Source organism: Pontibacillus sp. ABV4_188 (assembly GCF_056311905.1).
In genome coordinates this window covers 1,286,569-1,300,291 of sequence record NZ_CM149975.1, presented here as the reverse complement: position 1 = coordinate 1,300,291, position 13,723 = coordinate 1,286,569, and the positions used below count along the sequence as shown (strand labels likewise).

13 protein-coding genes, 1 pseudogene and 1 riboswitch are annotated in these 13,723 nt (G+C 41.6%); of the genes and pseudogenes, 4 read left to right on the top strand and 10 right to left on the bottom strand.

Translation table 11 applies throughout. The annotated features are described in order from the left end of the window. Positions 1-40: 40 nt before the first annotated feature. Positions 41-616, bottom strand: coding sequence for a TetR/AcrR family transcriptional regulator (locus ACYX4O_RS06560; protein WP_476355659.1), 576 nt, complete (start codon positions 614-616; stop codon positions 41-43). A gap of 172 nt (positions 617-788) precedes the next feature. Next, positions 789-1,274, bottom strand: coding sequence for a DinB family protein (locus ACYX4O_RS06555; protein WP_476355657.1), 486 nt, complete (start codon positions 1,272-1,274; stop codon positions 789-791). 474 nt (positions 1,275-1,748) lie between these two features. Between ACYX4O_RS06555 and ACYX4O_RS06550 the strand changes: the two genes are divergently transcribed. The 4 genes from ACYX4O_RS06550 (at position 1,749) to ACYX4O_RS06535 (ending at position 7,024) form a co-directional block, all read left to right on the top strand. Further along, complete coding sequence (locus tag ACYX4O_RS06550; protein WP_476355655.1) at positions 1,749-3,341, top strand: spore germination protein; 1,593 nt, start codon at positions 1,749-1,751, stop codon at positions 3,339-3,341. Further along, entirely contained in the window at positions 3,338-4,540 is a 1,203-nt protein-coding gene (locus ACYX4O_RS06545; protein ID WP_476355653.1) for a Ger(x)C family spore germination protein, read from the top strand. Before ACYX4O_RS06550 ends, ACYX4O_RS06545 begins: the two co-directional genes overlap by 4 nt. Positions 4,541-4,803: 263 nt before the next feature. Further along, a complete protein-coding gene (locus ACYX4O_RS06540; RefSeq protein ID WP_476355651.1) occupies positions 4,804-5,904 on the top strand; it encodes a GerAB/ArcD/ProY family transporter in 1,101 nt (366 codons plus the stop codon). A 13-nt stretch (positions 5,905-5,917) separates the two neighbouring features. Then, positions 5,918-7,024 (top strand): GerAB/ArcD/ProY family transporter, encoded by a 1,107-nt coding sequence (locus ACYX4O_RS06535; protein ID WP_476355649.1) that lies wholly within the window; start codon positions 5,918-5,920, stop codon positions 7,022-7,024. Between the two features lie 62 nt (positions 7,025-7,086). Here the strand turns inward: ACYX4O_RS06535 and ACYX4O_RS06530 are convergent, their stop codons facing one another. The 8 genes and pseudogenes from ACYX4O_RS06530 to ACYX4O_RS06495 all read right to left on the bottom strand — a co-directional run bounded on the left by ACYX4O_RS06530 (position 7,087) and on the right by ACYX4O_RS06495 (position 13,245). Further along, positions 7,087-7,212: a hypothetical protein gene (locus ACYX4O_RS06530; RefSeq protein ID WP_476355647.1), complete on the bottom strand. Its 126-nt coding sequence runs from the start codon at positions 7,210-7,212 to the stop codon at positions 7,087-7,089. 275 nt (positions 7,213-7,487) lie between these two features. Further along, positions 7,488-8,681 (bottom strand): M20 family metallopeptidase, encoded by a 1,194-nt coding sequence (locus ACYX4O_RS06525; RefSeq protein ID WP_476355646.1) that lies wholly within the window; start codon positions 8,679-8,681, stop codon positions 7,488-7,490. A 23-nt stretch (positions 8,682-8,704) separates the two neighbouring features. Beyond that, on the bottom strand, positions 8,705-9,544 hold the full coding sequence (locus ACYX4O_RS06520) for a MetQ/NlpA family ABC transporter substrate-binding protein (protein WP_476355644.1): 840 nt from the start codon (positions 9,542-9,544) through the stop codon (positions 8,705-8,707). Positions 9,545-9,559: 15 nt separating this feature from the next. Continuing rightward, positions 9,560-10,222 (bottom strand): methionine ABC transporter permease, encoded by a 663-nt coding sequence (locus ACYX4O_RS06515; RefSeq protein ID WP_476355642.1) that lies wholly within the window; start codon positions 10,220-10,222, stop codon positions 9,560-9,562. Beyond that, complete coding sequence (locus ACYX4O_RS06510; RefSeq protein ID WP_476355640.1) at positions 10,212-11,231, bottom strand: methionine ABC transporter ATP-binding protein; 1,020 nt, start codon at positions 11,229-11,231, stop codon at positions 10,212-10,214. Before ACYX4O_RS06510 ends, ACYX4O_RS06515 begins: the two co-directional genes overlap by 11 nt. Positions 11,232-11,381: 150 nt before the next feature. Next, positions 11,382-11,490: riboswitch (SAM riboswitch) on the bottom strand. Positions 11,491-11,610: 120 nt separating this feature from the next. Beyond that, a complete protein-coding gene (locus tag ACYX4O_RS06505) occupies positions 11,611-11,886 on the bottom strand; it encodes a hypothetical protein (RefSeq protein WP_476355638.1) in 276 nt (91 codons plus the stop codon). 184 nt (positions 11,887-12,070) lie between these two features. Beyond that, positions 12,071-13,049: pseudogene (locus tag ACYX4O_RS06500) on the bottom strand (HD domain-containing protein). Positions 13,050-13,062: 13 nt separating this feature from the next. Continuing rightward, the gene (locus ACYX4O_RS06495; RefSeq protein WP_476355636.1) at positions 13,063-13,245 is read right to left on the bottom strand and encodes a hypothetical protein; all 183 of its coding nucleotides are present in this window, start codon (positions 13,243-13,245) and stop codon (positions 13,063-13,065) included. Between the last annotated feature and the right edge of the window lie 478 nt (positions 13,246-13,723).

The window sequence follows — 13,723 nt, the reverse complement described above, 5'->3', positions numbered from 1 at the left end:
AATGAACGTTCATTCCGATAACGTTATAAGCAGACTAGAGCTATTCATGAGCTCTAACTGCATCCCAGCAACTTTCTTCATATTCTCGTAACAATTCAATCGTTTCCTCCACCGCTCCTTCACGAACGAGTTGGTGTAGTTGGATAAATGCGCCAAATACAATGGCAATAAGCGCATTCGCTGGCATCCTGCGAATCTTCCCCATCTCTATACCTGCTTCAAAAAAATCACGCGTAAAGTCTAACAATTCTTGATATAAAGCAAGACTTTCCTCATCGAGCACACGTGGCCGATTATGCGTTTTAATGAAATATAGAGCATGTTCATTATCCAATGTGAACCTAACCATACTGTTAAATATATGACTGAACTGTTGTCTACATGTTCCGTTATCCGGATAACCAGTTCGTAAGGTTACGAGGAATCGTGTCACGTACTCTCTGAAAAGCTGGTTCATTAGTGTTTCTTTGTTTACAAAATAGCGGTAAATCGTGCCCGCCCCGACATTAGCTTTTGTTGCGATCATCGGAATTGTTGTCGCATCAAAGCCTCTCTCCGCAAATAGCACAAGAGCGGCTTCTAAAATATCCTCACGTTTGTTAGTCGCTGTTTCCATGGTGGTACCCCTCCATTACATCCCGAGCGGAATGAACATTCATTCCCCTCTATGTTAAGTATAAAAATGATCATCTTTCCTCGTCAATTTATGGTGAAAAGAACTCGTCAAAATCCATCAATAGCACTAGGAAACCCGGGACTAATAGCCCCGGGTTTCACTCCCGAATATTCTATTTATTCTTCTCAACTGATTCTTTCATTTGTTCAAGGTGACGTAGCTCATGCCACCCAATAAACTCGGCCCATTGCTCAAGTGACATCTCCCCAAATACAGGATGAGGGAAGGAGTAACTTTGAAGGGTTTCCTCTTCTTTATTATGAAGAAGGAATAACGTAGCCTCTCGAGAACGCTTCAATCCTTCAAGGGCATCCTGAATGGTTTTGAAATCACCCTTTGGCTTCAGCCCTTCAGGTGCATCTACTTTGTGGGAACGATCAGGTGTATGCTGGATCGGTTTCTTCGTCGTCTCAACACGCTCACCACCACGAATCGTTTTATCAATCTTCTGGATGATAAATCCTTCCATTAAGTAAAGGTGTTCCGCTATCTCAAGCACCGACCAAGTATTCTCATCTGGCTTTTGTGACGCTTGTTCATTTGAAAGGCTATTTAAATAGTCTAACACTTGTTGACGTTTCTCTTCCAAACCGTACATCGAATCATCCTTTCATCTTTTCCTCTCCCACTTTACCACATTCCCCTCCCCCAATCACGCCCAAACCCCTCCCTACCTCGACTTAAAGATAATCCCGGACAATATGTATGAATTACCAAACAATGTAGAAGCTAACAAGAAAAGCGAAAGCGCCCGTTTATCCCCGACAAGCTTAAGACAAACCTCGGAGTGGCGATATTTGCCACAGAGAGGGTTGACTTAAGCTCAAGGGGATGGGCGCTGGAGCTAGATCAAGAAAAGCGCAAGCGCCCTAGGTAGATTCGACACGCATAAGACAGAACACGTCGTGGCGCTTCAGCCAACTAAAGCGTGCCAGACACCCTGTTATACTTTACATCACTAAAGAGTGTCTGGCACCCTATGTCTCATTAATCCACTAAAGGGTGTCTGGCACGCTTTCACTCTTTAGAGCAGCAAAGTTATACTAAGTCAGCCTTTTTAAGAGGGATGGTTATGAAAAAGTTATTTCGTTTATTTACGAAAAAAGAGAATAGTGAACAAGCAGAAGATCAACCGACACCGATTGATACGGATCTCCCTCTAAACCTTACCTTTATTAAGAATTCTTTAGGGGAGAGTACAGACCTTGTCATACGAAAGTTTAAAATCGGAGAAAAGCGAACTGTAAAAATGGCGGTCGTATATACAGATGGCCTCGTTAATGAAAGTACAGTCCATGAATCTCTTCTAGAAACACTTATGTCTGACGTTCGTCAAACGCAGTTAAGTAAACAAGCTTTAAACAACGGCATGTACTATACAGTACGAGATCATGTTTTAACTGCCGGAGAATTAGATGAACTTGAAACCTTAGATGACGTCCTCCTCCATGTACTATCTGGAGATACAGTTATATTTTTAGAAGGAGAAACAAAAGCTCTGTGTGTCAGTACGCGGGGCTGGCAGGACCGTGGTGTGGAAGAACCAAGCACCCAGGCCGTGGTTCGAGGGCCGAAAGACGGGTTCACTGAAACACTAAGAACAAATACCGCTCTACTGCGTCGCAAAATTAAAGATCCGAACCTATGGATTACGACTCAAGCCATCGGAACCAAGACAAAAACCGATGTTGCTGTTGTTTACATGAATGGCATTGCCAACGAAAAAATCGTTAAAGAGGTGCATAAACGATTAAACCAAATCAATATTGATTCCTTATTAGACAGCGGGTATGTAGAAGAACTAATTCAGGATGAGACATATACCCCCTTTCCCACTGTATATAACTCTGAACGGCCTGATAGTATTGCAGCGGGGCTCTTAGAAGGACGTGTCGCTATCATTGTAGACGGCTCACCTTTTGTGTTGCTCGTTCCTGCGTTGTTTATGCAATTCTTTCAATCACCAGAAGACTACTATCAGCGCTCGGACTTTGCAACTCTTATACGAATTATTCGTTTTATCTCATTCTTTCTAGCTCTTCTAACTCCTTCTGCTTATATCGCACTTACAACCTATCATCAGGAAATGATTCCAACGTCCCTCCTTATTAACCTTTCTTCACAACGAGAGGGCGTTCCATTCCCAGCGCTAGTTGAAGCGCTCATTATGGAAGTCACGTTTGAAATTCTACGAGAGGCAGGTGTAAGGCTTCCAAAAGCGGTAGGATCGGCGATTTCCATTGTGGGAGCACTCGTTTTAGGGCAAGCAGCAGTAGAAGCAGGGCTCGTATCAAGCGCCATGATTATAGTCGTGAGTTTGACCGCGATCTCAAGCTTTGTATCACCAAGCTTTAATTTCGCGATCTCGATTCGCATGCTCCGCTTCCTATTTATGATCCTGGCTGCGACGTTTGGTTTATTTGGAATCTTACTAGGTTTAATTGTACTCGCTTTACACCTTGCGAGTTTACGTTCTTTTGGTGTTCCATACTTAAGTCCTCTCGCTCCATATAATACAACCGATCAGAAAGATACCATTCTTCGTTTTCCGCGTTGGGGACTTTTTACACGCCAAAGACTTATTAACCAAAAAAACATGAATCGAGAGAATATGCACAAGCCTAAACCTACATCTCGACCACCGAAAAAGGGTGATTCATCATGAAGAGACGATTCCTTCTTTTAAGCTTTACCCTCCTCCTCTTACTGACTAGTTTGGCAGGTTGCTGGAGCAAGCGAGAATTAGACGAAATAGCTATCGCCACAGGCCTTGGGCTTGATAAGACGGAAAATGGTTTTAAATTTACCGTGCAAATAATAAATCCAGCAGAAGTAGCTGCTAAAACGATCTCAACACGTACGGCGGTAACCACTTATACGAGTGAAGGGCGTTCTATGTTTGAAGCACTTAGAGGGCTGACCGACAAAGCGCCAAGGAAAGTGTATTTATCTCACATCAGGAAAGTTGTTTTTGGAGAAGAACTAGCCCGGTCAGGGATTAGCGAAACCCTTGATTTTCTAACCAGGGATCACGAACTAAGGACGGATTTTCACATTGCTGTTGCAAAAGGAATGGAAGCACATGATTTATTAAATATCCTAACACCGATGGAGAAGATCCCTGCTAACAAGATGTATTTCTCTATGCAAACCTCAAGCGAATACTGGGCTCCCTCTCTTATCATGAAAATACAACAATTAATCTCCACGATCCTAGAAGAAGGGAAAGAACCTGTCATAAGCGGGGTGTACAACGTCGGTGATATAAAAAAAGGGAGTACTCTCAGTAACGTAGAAGATGTTGGCGCCCCCACCGATGTCAGGGTCGATTCTCTTGCAGTTTTCAAGAGGGATCAGTTAATTGGCTGGATGGATCAAAAGCAGAGTAAGAGCTATAACTACATTATGGAAAATGTAAAAAATACCGCTGAGTATTTTACCTGTAAAGATAAAGAAGGCGGGATCACTCTTGAAGTCATGGAAGCAGCTAGTGCTAAAACCGTAACGATTAAAGACGAAGAACCTCAGTTTAATGTGGAGGTATCCGTTGAAGGGAATATTGCTGATGTAAAATGCCAAATAGACTTGATGAAGGTGGAAACCATTAAACAGTTAGAAAAGCACTTTAGTGAACAACTTTCCACCCTCTTAAACGACACAATAGCAGAGGTTCAGGAAGAATTTAAAAGCGATATCTTTGGTTTTGGGGATCTTCTACATCGGACAAAACCGAAGTACTGGAGAACCGTTAAAGGGGATTGGGAAAACAAGTTCCCTGAAGTGGAAGTAACAGTAGAAGCCACTGTAAAAATCAACCGGACAGGGACCATTTCCAATCCTTATGAATTTGAAAAGGAGAAATAGATGATGTGGGTTATTCTTTACGGGTTTATTATATCTATTAGCTATATTCAGGTCCGGGCATTATGGACGCAATCCCGCAAACGAGACTCCTTTATTTATATCCTCACGATGGGGGTGTCGTTTATGATATTGATCCTTTCTCAACTTGGGGTTCCTATACTAAATCCACTCGAGGGCATTTCTATCGTATATGATCCCGTTCACAGTCTTTTTCGATAGAACCAAAGGTTTTAGAAAACATCCAAGGAAAGGAGAGAGAATGAATGCATCGTAAAGAAGAGATTAACTTAAGACAATTCCTTTTGTTTCTATTTTTATTCGTGATTGGCACATCGATTTTACTCTCTCCCTCTTCCTTGGCAACGATAGCGAAAGAGAGCGCTTGGTTAAGCATTGTTGTTGGAATGATGATCGGTGTAGCTATTATTCTTTTCTATCTGCTAATCAGTAAATGGTATCCGAATCACAACATTGTAGATCTGAACAGACTCCTGTTTGGCAAGTGGTTGGGAACGATTTTCACTCTATTCTTCATTATCTTCGCACTCGTGAGCGCTTCCACAGTATTGTGGACAATAGGTCACTTCATGGTTACTCAAATGTTACACGAAACGCCTCAGCCCTTTATTCATATGCTGTTCATGTTTGTTGTTATCTATGGAGTTTATTTAGGGATTGAGACAATCGGAAGAACAGGTGAACTCCTCTTTCCATATGTGGCCCTATTATTGCTCATTGTGTTTATATTCAGCATCCCGAGTATAAACCTTAATTACATTGAGCCATTCTTCGACACAGGAACACGAGATATTATTAAAGGAGCTTGGTTCGATCTGAGTGTCTCAACATTTCCCCTGGTGGTTTTATTCATGGTCTATCCGAAACTCGTGCAAGAAAAGAAAGGTGTTGGGAAGAAAGTAACGGTCACGTATATTCTTGCTATGCTGACCATTTTAGCAGCAACCCTCCTCACCACAACCGTCTTGGGGGTAGAGTACACCCACCATCATATCTACCCAACTTATGTATTAGCAAAGACACTCAACATAGAAGGATTACTACAAAGAGTCGAAGTAATCATCGCTGTCTCCTGGATATTGACCATCTTTTTCAAATTATCTTTATACTTTTATGCAGCTGTTACCGCCCTATCCCAAGTGCTTAAGGTAAATAATTACCGTTCGCTTACTTTCCCACTAGGGATTTTCGTCATTGCACTTTCGCTTATTATTTACCCTAGCAGTATCTATGCGTCTGAGTGGAACCAAACGACTTGGATCTATTACTCAGCAACATTTGGCTGTCTTTATCCTTTCCTTATTGCTATCGCAACGCTTATGAGAAAATTGTTCAAACGTTCTTGAAAGGAGTCTCATGATGAAAGAATCCGTTACACGCTATCAATTTATTTCACTCGTTATTCTGTTCGAATTTGGAAGCTCAATCATCGTGGGTCTTGGCTTTGAAGCGAAACAAGATGCCTGGCTTGTTATCTTATTGAGTATGCTCGGGGGCATTGTACTTTATTGGCTTTTTACTCGTTTTGTGACCGCCTACCCTGATACACCTTTTCCACAAATTCTCCAAATTGTCGCAGGCCCTTACTTAGGATCTATTGTGATATGGAGTTACTTTGCTTATTTCATCTATTTAGCAGCACGGGTTTTACGAGATTTTACTATGTTAACCGCTCAAACGATCTTGCATGAAACCCCATTAATAGCGGTTTCTGTTTTATTTATGGTGGTTGTTTGTTTTGCTTGCTACCTGGGGGTGGAAGTTATTGCTAGAACAAGTGAATTATTTCTGCCATTCGCATTACTTATGGGCGGATTGTTCTTGATGTTTGTATTTATGATGGACCTCCCTAAAATCCATCATCTTCAGCCGTTCTTCCATCAAGATATAGGAAATATTGTTTCTTTCGTGTTTCCAAAAGGGGTAACGTTTCCTTTTGGAGAACTAATCGTTTTTGCAATGATCTTCCATCACCTAGAACACCCGTTGAAAAGCTTCCAATACGGGGTTATGGGAATCCTTTATAGTGGGGCTTCACTATTTATTGTTAGTCTGACAATCTTGATGGTATTAGGGCCCATCATTGCGATGAATTCCGCGGTACCGCTCCTAGATACAATTTCACTTGTAAACTTACAAGGAATTATTCAGCGATTGGACCCCATTGTTATCATTATCATGGTGATCACGGGCTTTTTTAAGATTACCATCTTCTTTTATGCGGCGGTTGCTATACTTCAATACTTGTTTAGACTTCCGAGAAGGGATAGTAAAGGATTAATTGGGTTTATGGGTATCCTTGTCATTATCCTATCTATATTAATTAGCCCAAATTTCGTTGAACATATGCAAGAAGGATTGGAGATCGTTCCTCTTTATGTACACGTTCCTATGCAAATGATTATACCTGGCTCCCTCTTTCTCCTTCTCCTTATTAGAAAAAGGAGAAACAGCCAATCAAAATAGGGGGAAAGGCACGATTTACTTTTTCACCTAGTAAACCGTTCCTTTCCCCCTATTCTACGTCCTTAGACAATTTTCTTAATCAGGCGACCAAGCATCCTTGGAATAAATGTAACAATTGCTACAATCTTATCAACTAGTTTATGCAACATGAGAAGTCCCTCCTTTTGTTTGTTAGTTATTCCTTTCACCCTAATAGGCCTTCCTAAACGCTTCTAGCCCAATATGAGACATAGGTTGCATGTTTCGACTATTGCCCCGGAAATATTTCTACATCATTAGACACCATATGTGTTATTAAACGTTATTTAAGCCCAAACTATGACGAAAAAGGAGCCACCTATCTATACAAATGGCTCCTTTTACAGGGAAGTTCTTTATGTGAGGAAGCTTTGAATTGAGATAAACGGCCACGCGTCCACAACGCTAGCGAAACCATAATTTCAACTAAAGTTTTTAAAGATGATTAACCCTGTTTAGATTGAAAATCTGCTTGAACTTTCTGCAACAACTTATGGTCTGTTAACAAATCCAAACCCGTTAAGGCTAGTGCCTTCGCTCCAGTAATGAGCGCTTGGTCTCCTCGTTCTGATTTTGCTGCTTCTCTAAAGGCATCAGTGTGCGGAACGAGGTCAGAGGATCCTATTTTTATATAAGGATGAATGGTCGGAATGACTTGACTAATGTTTCCCGCGTCTGTAGAGCCAATTCCTTCACGTCCCTCATCTATATAGTCCTCTCCCAAGTCTTTTATCCTCTTACGGAAAACGGCGTCAAATGTTTCATTTAAAACAAGGTTATCGACTCCGTTTTGAATAGGTGTGACTTTAACGCTCGCTCCGGTTGTGAGGGCTGCTCCATCTGCGATCCGCTTCACTTTCGCTGTTACGTCATTACATGCTTCACGGGTAGCTGCTCGGACGAAGAATCGAGCTCTTGCGTAATCTGGGACGATGTTCGGGGCGACGCCACCGTCTAAGATCACCCCGTGAAGACGAACATCGTCTGTTACGTGCTGACGGATGGCATTCACACCATTAAAGAGTTGGATGACACCGTCTAAAGCATTCACTCCGTATTCTGGTTTAGCAGCAGCATGAGCTGATTGGCCGTAGAACTCGAAGTCTAGTGGATCAACAGCCAAAGATTCTGATGTGCCGTTTGTTTGATTGGATGGGTGAACCATCATACAAGCATCAAGGTCCTGAACAAGGCCATGTTTGACAAACGTCCCTTTAGCGCTTCCGTTTGGTCCCCCTTCTTCAGCAGGGGTTCCAAGAACAACGACTTCCCCACCAGTTTCTTCAAGAACTCGGCTAAGGGATATGGCAGCCGCAACACTAGTTGTGCCGATTATGTTATGACCGCACGCATGACCGAGTCCAGGTAAAGCATCATACTCAGCAAGGAATCCTATTTTCGGGCCATTTCCAAGTCCTTTTTTACGGGCAATAAAAGCTGTCTCGTGCTCCGGAATGCCCTTCGTAACTTCAAATCCTTCACGCTCTAACAGTTCGCACAACGTAACACTTGCGTAATATTCCTCGTTACCAATCTCCGGATTCTCATGGATCCGGTGACTCGCGTCCAGGTATACCGCCTTTTGGTCATCCACATACTGCGTAACTTCTTGTTCTAACGTCATTTCAACTGTGCTCATGCCACTCACTCCTTTTCTTTACATTACCAACCGATTTTGTCTAAAGATACGAACGTCGGGATTAGAGAATCGTTATAAGTTTCACGGATATGCTCTGCAATTTCCTCTGTTTGGTAGATCTCTACAATCTTTTGGTACGCTTCCTTATCCGTTTCATCTGCTCTTGCTGCAATAATATTGATATAAGGTGTTGCGGTATCTCCTTCGATGAAAACCGCATCGTCTACAGGGACAAACCCTGCTTCTACTGCTACTCCGTTATTAATTACACTAGCAGCCACATCCGGTAATACGCGAGGTGTTTGAGCCGCTACAACTGGTGTGAATTCTATATTTTTTGGATTTTCTTTAATTTTATCTAAAGAACCGTTTCCGTCGAAGTCATCAGGAAGTGTGATGATGCCTGATTTCTCAAGTAATAGAAGCGCTCTTCCCATGTTGGTTGCCTCTTTCGGGATGGCGATGGTACTACCTTCTGGAATGTTCTCAAGATTATCGTATTCCTCTGAATAAACACCCATTGGTGCAATAATGGTTGTCCCAATTGGTTCAAGGTCAAGGTCATGTTCTTCAATAAATGAATCGAAATAAGACACCGTCTGGAAAGCATTTAGATCAATGTCACCATCTGCTAGAGCTAAGTTAGGTCGAACGTAGTCTGAGAACTCAACAAGTTCTATATTGATTCCTTCTTCTGATGCTTTTTCTTGAATCGGCTCCCATAACGGAACGCCAGAGCCATTTAAACCGATCTTAACGGTCGTCGTCTCCTCATCTCCTTGAGCCTCTGTGCTACCACACCCTGCTAGGGCGGCTCCTACTGTTACTAATAGTGCTATGAATAGAATCATTTTTTTCTTCATATGTAATTTCCTCCTTTATCGTCTGCGTACAGCTTTTGAAATGTAATTTCCTAACGTTTGCACCGTCTGTACAATGACGACGAGCAAAATGACAGTTACGATCATCACATTCGTTTCAAATCGTTGGTATCCATAAGAAATAGCTAAGTCACCAAGACCACCGCCTCCAACAAAGCCAGCCATTGCTGATGCACCGACTAAGCCAATGGTTGCAATCGTAATGTTTAAGACAAGAGAACTTAATGCCTCTGGTAAAAAGACACGGTAAATGATTTGCCAAGGCGTTGCCCCCATCGATTCTGCCGCTTCCACAACACCTGGGTTAACCTCTAGCAAGCTACTTTCAACTAACCGAGCAATATAAGGCGCCGAAAAGAACACAAGAGGAACAACGGCTGCTGCAGTTCCGATTGAGGTACCAACGATAAACCGTGTAACCGGTAAGATCGCTACTAATAAGATAATGAACGGAATTGATCGAAAGAAGTTCACAATACCGTTTAACACTTTAAATAAAGGACCGTTCTCAAGTAGTCCATTCTTTCTTGTTACAACAAGAGATATCCCAAGGGGTAAGCCAATCACAATTGCAAACAGTAAAGCGATAGCTACCATAACAATCGTCTCTTGTGTCGCTTCTAAAATCTTAGGCCAAAATGTGGCTAAATCAACTTGCATCTCGCGTCACCTCTTTCACTGTTACAGACTGCTGGATAGAGTGAAGAGCTTTAAAGATCTCTTTTTCTCCACCAATAAATTCGACAATTAAGCTTCCAAATGGTTCACCCTGTAGTTCAGTAATTTGCCCATATAACACGTTCACTTCAACATGATGCTGAGTGGCAGCCCGGTAAAGAATAGGCTCTGAAGCTTGTTCTCTTAGGAACGTCACCCTGTAAACGTGGCGCGTACTGTCTAAGGCTTGTAGAATCGATTCAGGAATCTTATCGTTCATAACCGAGCTTACAAAGTTCTTCGTTGTCTGATGCGTAGGGCTAGAGAAGATATCAAAAACTGTTCCTTCCTCAATCACTTTTCCATCTTCCATAACAGCTACCCTGTCGCAAATCTCTCGAATAACTTGCATCTCATGTGTGATCATTAGGATTGTAATGTGGTACTCTTCACGAATTTGTCTCAAAAGGTCCAAAATCGAATCGGTTGTCTGAGGGTCAAGAGCTGATGTAGCCTCATCGCAAAGGAGTACTTCAGGAGATCGAACGAGTGCTCTTGCAATACCCACCCGCTGCTTCTGTCCTCCTGAAAGTTCTTCTGGGTATTTTCCTGCCTGATCTGCTAACCCGACAAACTCGAGGAGCTCTTTTACTTTTCCTTCCACTTTCTTGCCTTTTTGTCCGTCTAGTAATAGGGGGAAAGCTACGTTTTGATAGACCGTCTTTGATTCTAGTAAGTTAAAATGTTGAAAGATCATCCCGATACGACGTCTTTCTTTTCTTAGCTTGGATTTTGGCAACTGAGTCAGGTCCTCTCCGTCTAGCCTCACTTCTCCTGATGTTGGGCGTTCAATTAGATTGACGCATCGGAGAAGTGTACTTTTCCCTGCCCCACTAAAGCCAATGACACCGTAGATGGCTCCTTTATCAATAGACACATTGACTCCGTCAACGGCTCGAATCGTTTGATCGTTCTTCTGGTACACTTTCTCAATATTATGTAACTCAATCATGCTGTCTGCCTCCTTTGATATTCAAAAACAGATCGGAATACTTGGTTTACAAGCTATAAGTATCCTATTTTCTTCTTTTCTGGCAAACAAAAAATCCCCTCTTCTTAAAATAATAAGAAGAGGGGATTTACGTATATGTAGATCCGTCTCTTCTCATCTTTTAAGCTTAAGCTTAAAGGAATTGGCACGGTGTTCCAATTAAATAGAATCCGTTGCCGAGGTTTCAAAGGGCCAGTCCCTCCACCTCTCTGGATAAGAAGATTGTTTTCAAATGTGTTTTTCGTTAATCCATATATTACACGGGGCGATTAGAATTGTCAAAGGATTTTTAACAATTTAATAGTTAAAAATTTTATTATTATTTTAGTAGCATACCTCACTATCCCCAAATAAACATCAGATAACCATTAAAGGCAGCTAAGATTACACTTAGTAGAAGCGTCAAAATGGGAATAATTTTGCCCTTCCCTTTCTCTTGGATGACTCCCACGATCCCTGCAATCAGTCCTATAATGGCTGTATATCGTGTTAAATGAGAGAACGTTACAATCGTTAACAGTCCCTCCATAGAAGCTACTATAGCGAGAGCAAGTAACTGTCCTACAAATATGGCTAACATACATAATGAGATCTTTCCTGATACTGCTTTTGGCACCGGTGTTCCCTCCTACTATTGGTTATGTAGGTAAATACCCTTATCTTTTGGGATCTATTCCTTAAAAAAATGAAAGGACAAATAAAAATCGAGATGATTTCTGACAATTTGCACTCTTTAGTGTATGACTTTAGTTCGTTAACACCTTAATCGATATAAAAGAGAGAGGCGCGTAACCTCTCTCCTACACATTTACTATTTTTACATAAGCGCCTTTCTTGGCTTTTTCATATGCCTCTTGACCCATCCGCTTCACGTTCTCAGATTGTTCAGAAATCCTTATAAGACTACCCCCGGCTCATGAAGCAAGGATCAATAAGCCTGACTTTGCCTTTTCTATGTAGATCGTAGTCTTGAGGATTTTCGATCACGGAAACAGTTTGATGGAGTTGATCTAACCATTTATGCACACTTTCTTTATTACAAGATTGTAGTAGATCCAATACCGCGCGATCTGTCTTTTGTAAATCATAGAATGTAATGACACCTTCGTCTAAAGCTGCACGTACTGCACGCGCAAGGCGATCGTAGCCAAAAATGTTCAAAGGATGCATAAAGAAATCAATGACCTCCTTATAGTACACCTCTACAAACCATTCCGCACTTTCGGCATTTGCTACATACATTTTCCCGTTAAAACACTTTAAGCTGGACAAAAAAGTATGGATTTCTTCCTTGTCAATATGCCCATACTGATACATATCTCTTAATGTATAGTCCACTCGATCTGCACAAAGTTCAGGAGCAGGTTGTTCTAGTAACGTCCACTGCTCGTCATTCCCAAGAAGATCGGATACCTTAAAACCATACTTCTCTACTATCTCAGGAACTTCTGATTGTTGAATAATGCGTTCATATATTTTCTCATGATAGTCCTCATCTTTATTGTCGATAACAAAGTCAATGACGTGTGAAAAAGCGGTATGAGACACGTCATGAAGCAGCGCAGCAATCTGCTCTTCAAGGCTCCCACCTAAGCGCCTGATCAGAAGCATGACACCAATGGAGTGGTCGTACCTTGTCACGTTCCAAGTATCATTGACGAGAACGCTTGCCCCTCCTTGATAAATTCCCTTTAAACGTTGGACAAGAGAACTATTGATTAACTCTTCAAGTACATCTTCAACCACAACTGTCCCATAAAGCTGATCTGTAACACGCATTCTACCCCTCGCTTTATTCCCGATTAGACTCTTCTAATAATTGATCTACTTTCTTCTCCAAACGATCTAAGCGCGCTCCAAAATTTCTCTTTATGATGCCTTTTATAAACAGAATCAAAGACACCACAAACATAACCATCAACAACACGACAACAACCAACATCATAAGCCCAGGTAATCCCACATTAGATATCACCCTATCCCTCCCCTTTCCTTATTATATAATACCATAACCCCATCCCACTTTATCACTGTAAAACCCCACCGCGTGCCAGACACCCTTTAGCGCTGCAAAGAACTGACGGGTGTCTGGCACCCTTTAGTTCTGCAGAGAGTCAACGCGTGTCTGGCACGCTTTAGTATGATGAAGTGAATTTGTAGTTTAAATGTGAGGATATTGGTGAATATAAAGGGGGATATTGTCGGTGCGGATTTTGTTTTTTACTAAATATGTAAACATAACCTTTGATATTACGTAAAAAACATGTTAAGTTTTTGTAAGGTCATAGATTTAAAATCGTGACAATTCTATGAATAAAGGGTACATTTCATAGGCATTTTGGCTAATTTATGGACTGTTCCCATTGACCTTTTCCAAAATAAATCTATAATTAAATTCTAAAGAATTTGTAAATGTAGGATCTCAAGCACATTGACTATACAGATAAAAGCAC

Bases quoted from the DNA above. Each gene is read 5' to 3' on its own strand.
- ACYX4O_RS06550 (WP_476355655.1), top strand. From the start codon at position 1,749: ATGAAAAAGTTATTTCGTTTATTTACGAAAAAAGAGAATAGTGAACAA.
- ACYX4O_RS06525 (WP_476355646.1), bottom strand. From the start codon at position 8,681: ATGAGCACAGTTGAAATGACGTTAGAACAAGAAGTTACGCAGTATGTG.
- ACYX4O_RS06540 (WP_476355651.1), top strand. From the start codon at position 4,804: ATGCATCGTAAAGAAGAGATTAACTTAAGACAATTCCTTTTGTTTCTA.
- ACYX4O_RS06545 (WP_476355653.1), top strand. From the start codon at position 3,338: ATGAAGAGACGATTCCTTCTTTTAAGCTTTACCCTCCTCCTCTTACTG.
- ACYX4O_RS06520 (WP_476355644.1), bottom strand. From the start codon at position 9,544: ATGAAGAAAAAAATGATTCTATTCATAGCACTATTAGTAACAGTAGGA.
- ACYX4O_RS06560 (WP_476355659.1), bottom strand. From the start codon at position 616: ATGGAAACAGCGACTAACAAACGTGAGGATATTTTAGAAGCCGCTCTT.
- ACYX4O_RS06515 (WP_476355642.1), bottom strand. From the start codon at position 10,222: ATGCAAGTTGATTTAGCCACATTTTGGCCTAAGATTTTAGAAGCGACA.
- ACYX4O_RS06535 (WP_476355649.1), top strand. From the start codon at position 5,918: ATGAAAGAATCCGTTACACGCTATCAATTTATTTCACTCGTTATTCTG.
- ACYX4O_RS06555 (WP_476355657.1), bottom strand. From the start codon at position 1,274: ATGTACGGTTTGGAAGAGAAACGTCAACAAGTGTTAGACTATTTAAAT.
- ACYX4O_RS06510 (WP_476355640.1), bottom strand. From the start codon at position 11,231: ATGATTGAGTTACATAATATTGAGAAAGTGTACCAGAAGAACGATCAA.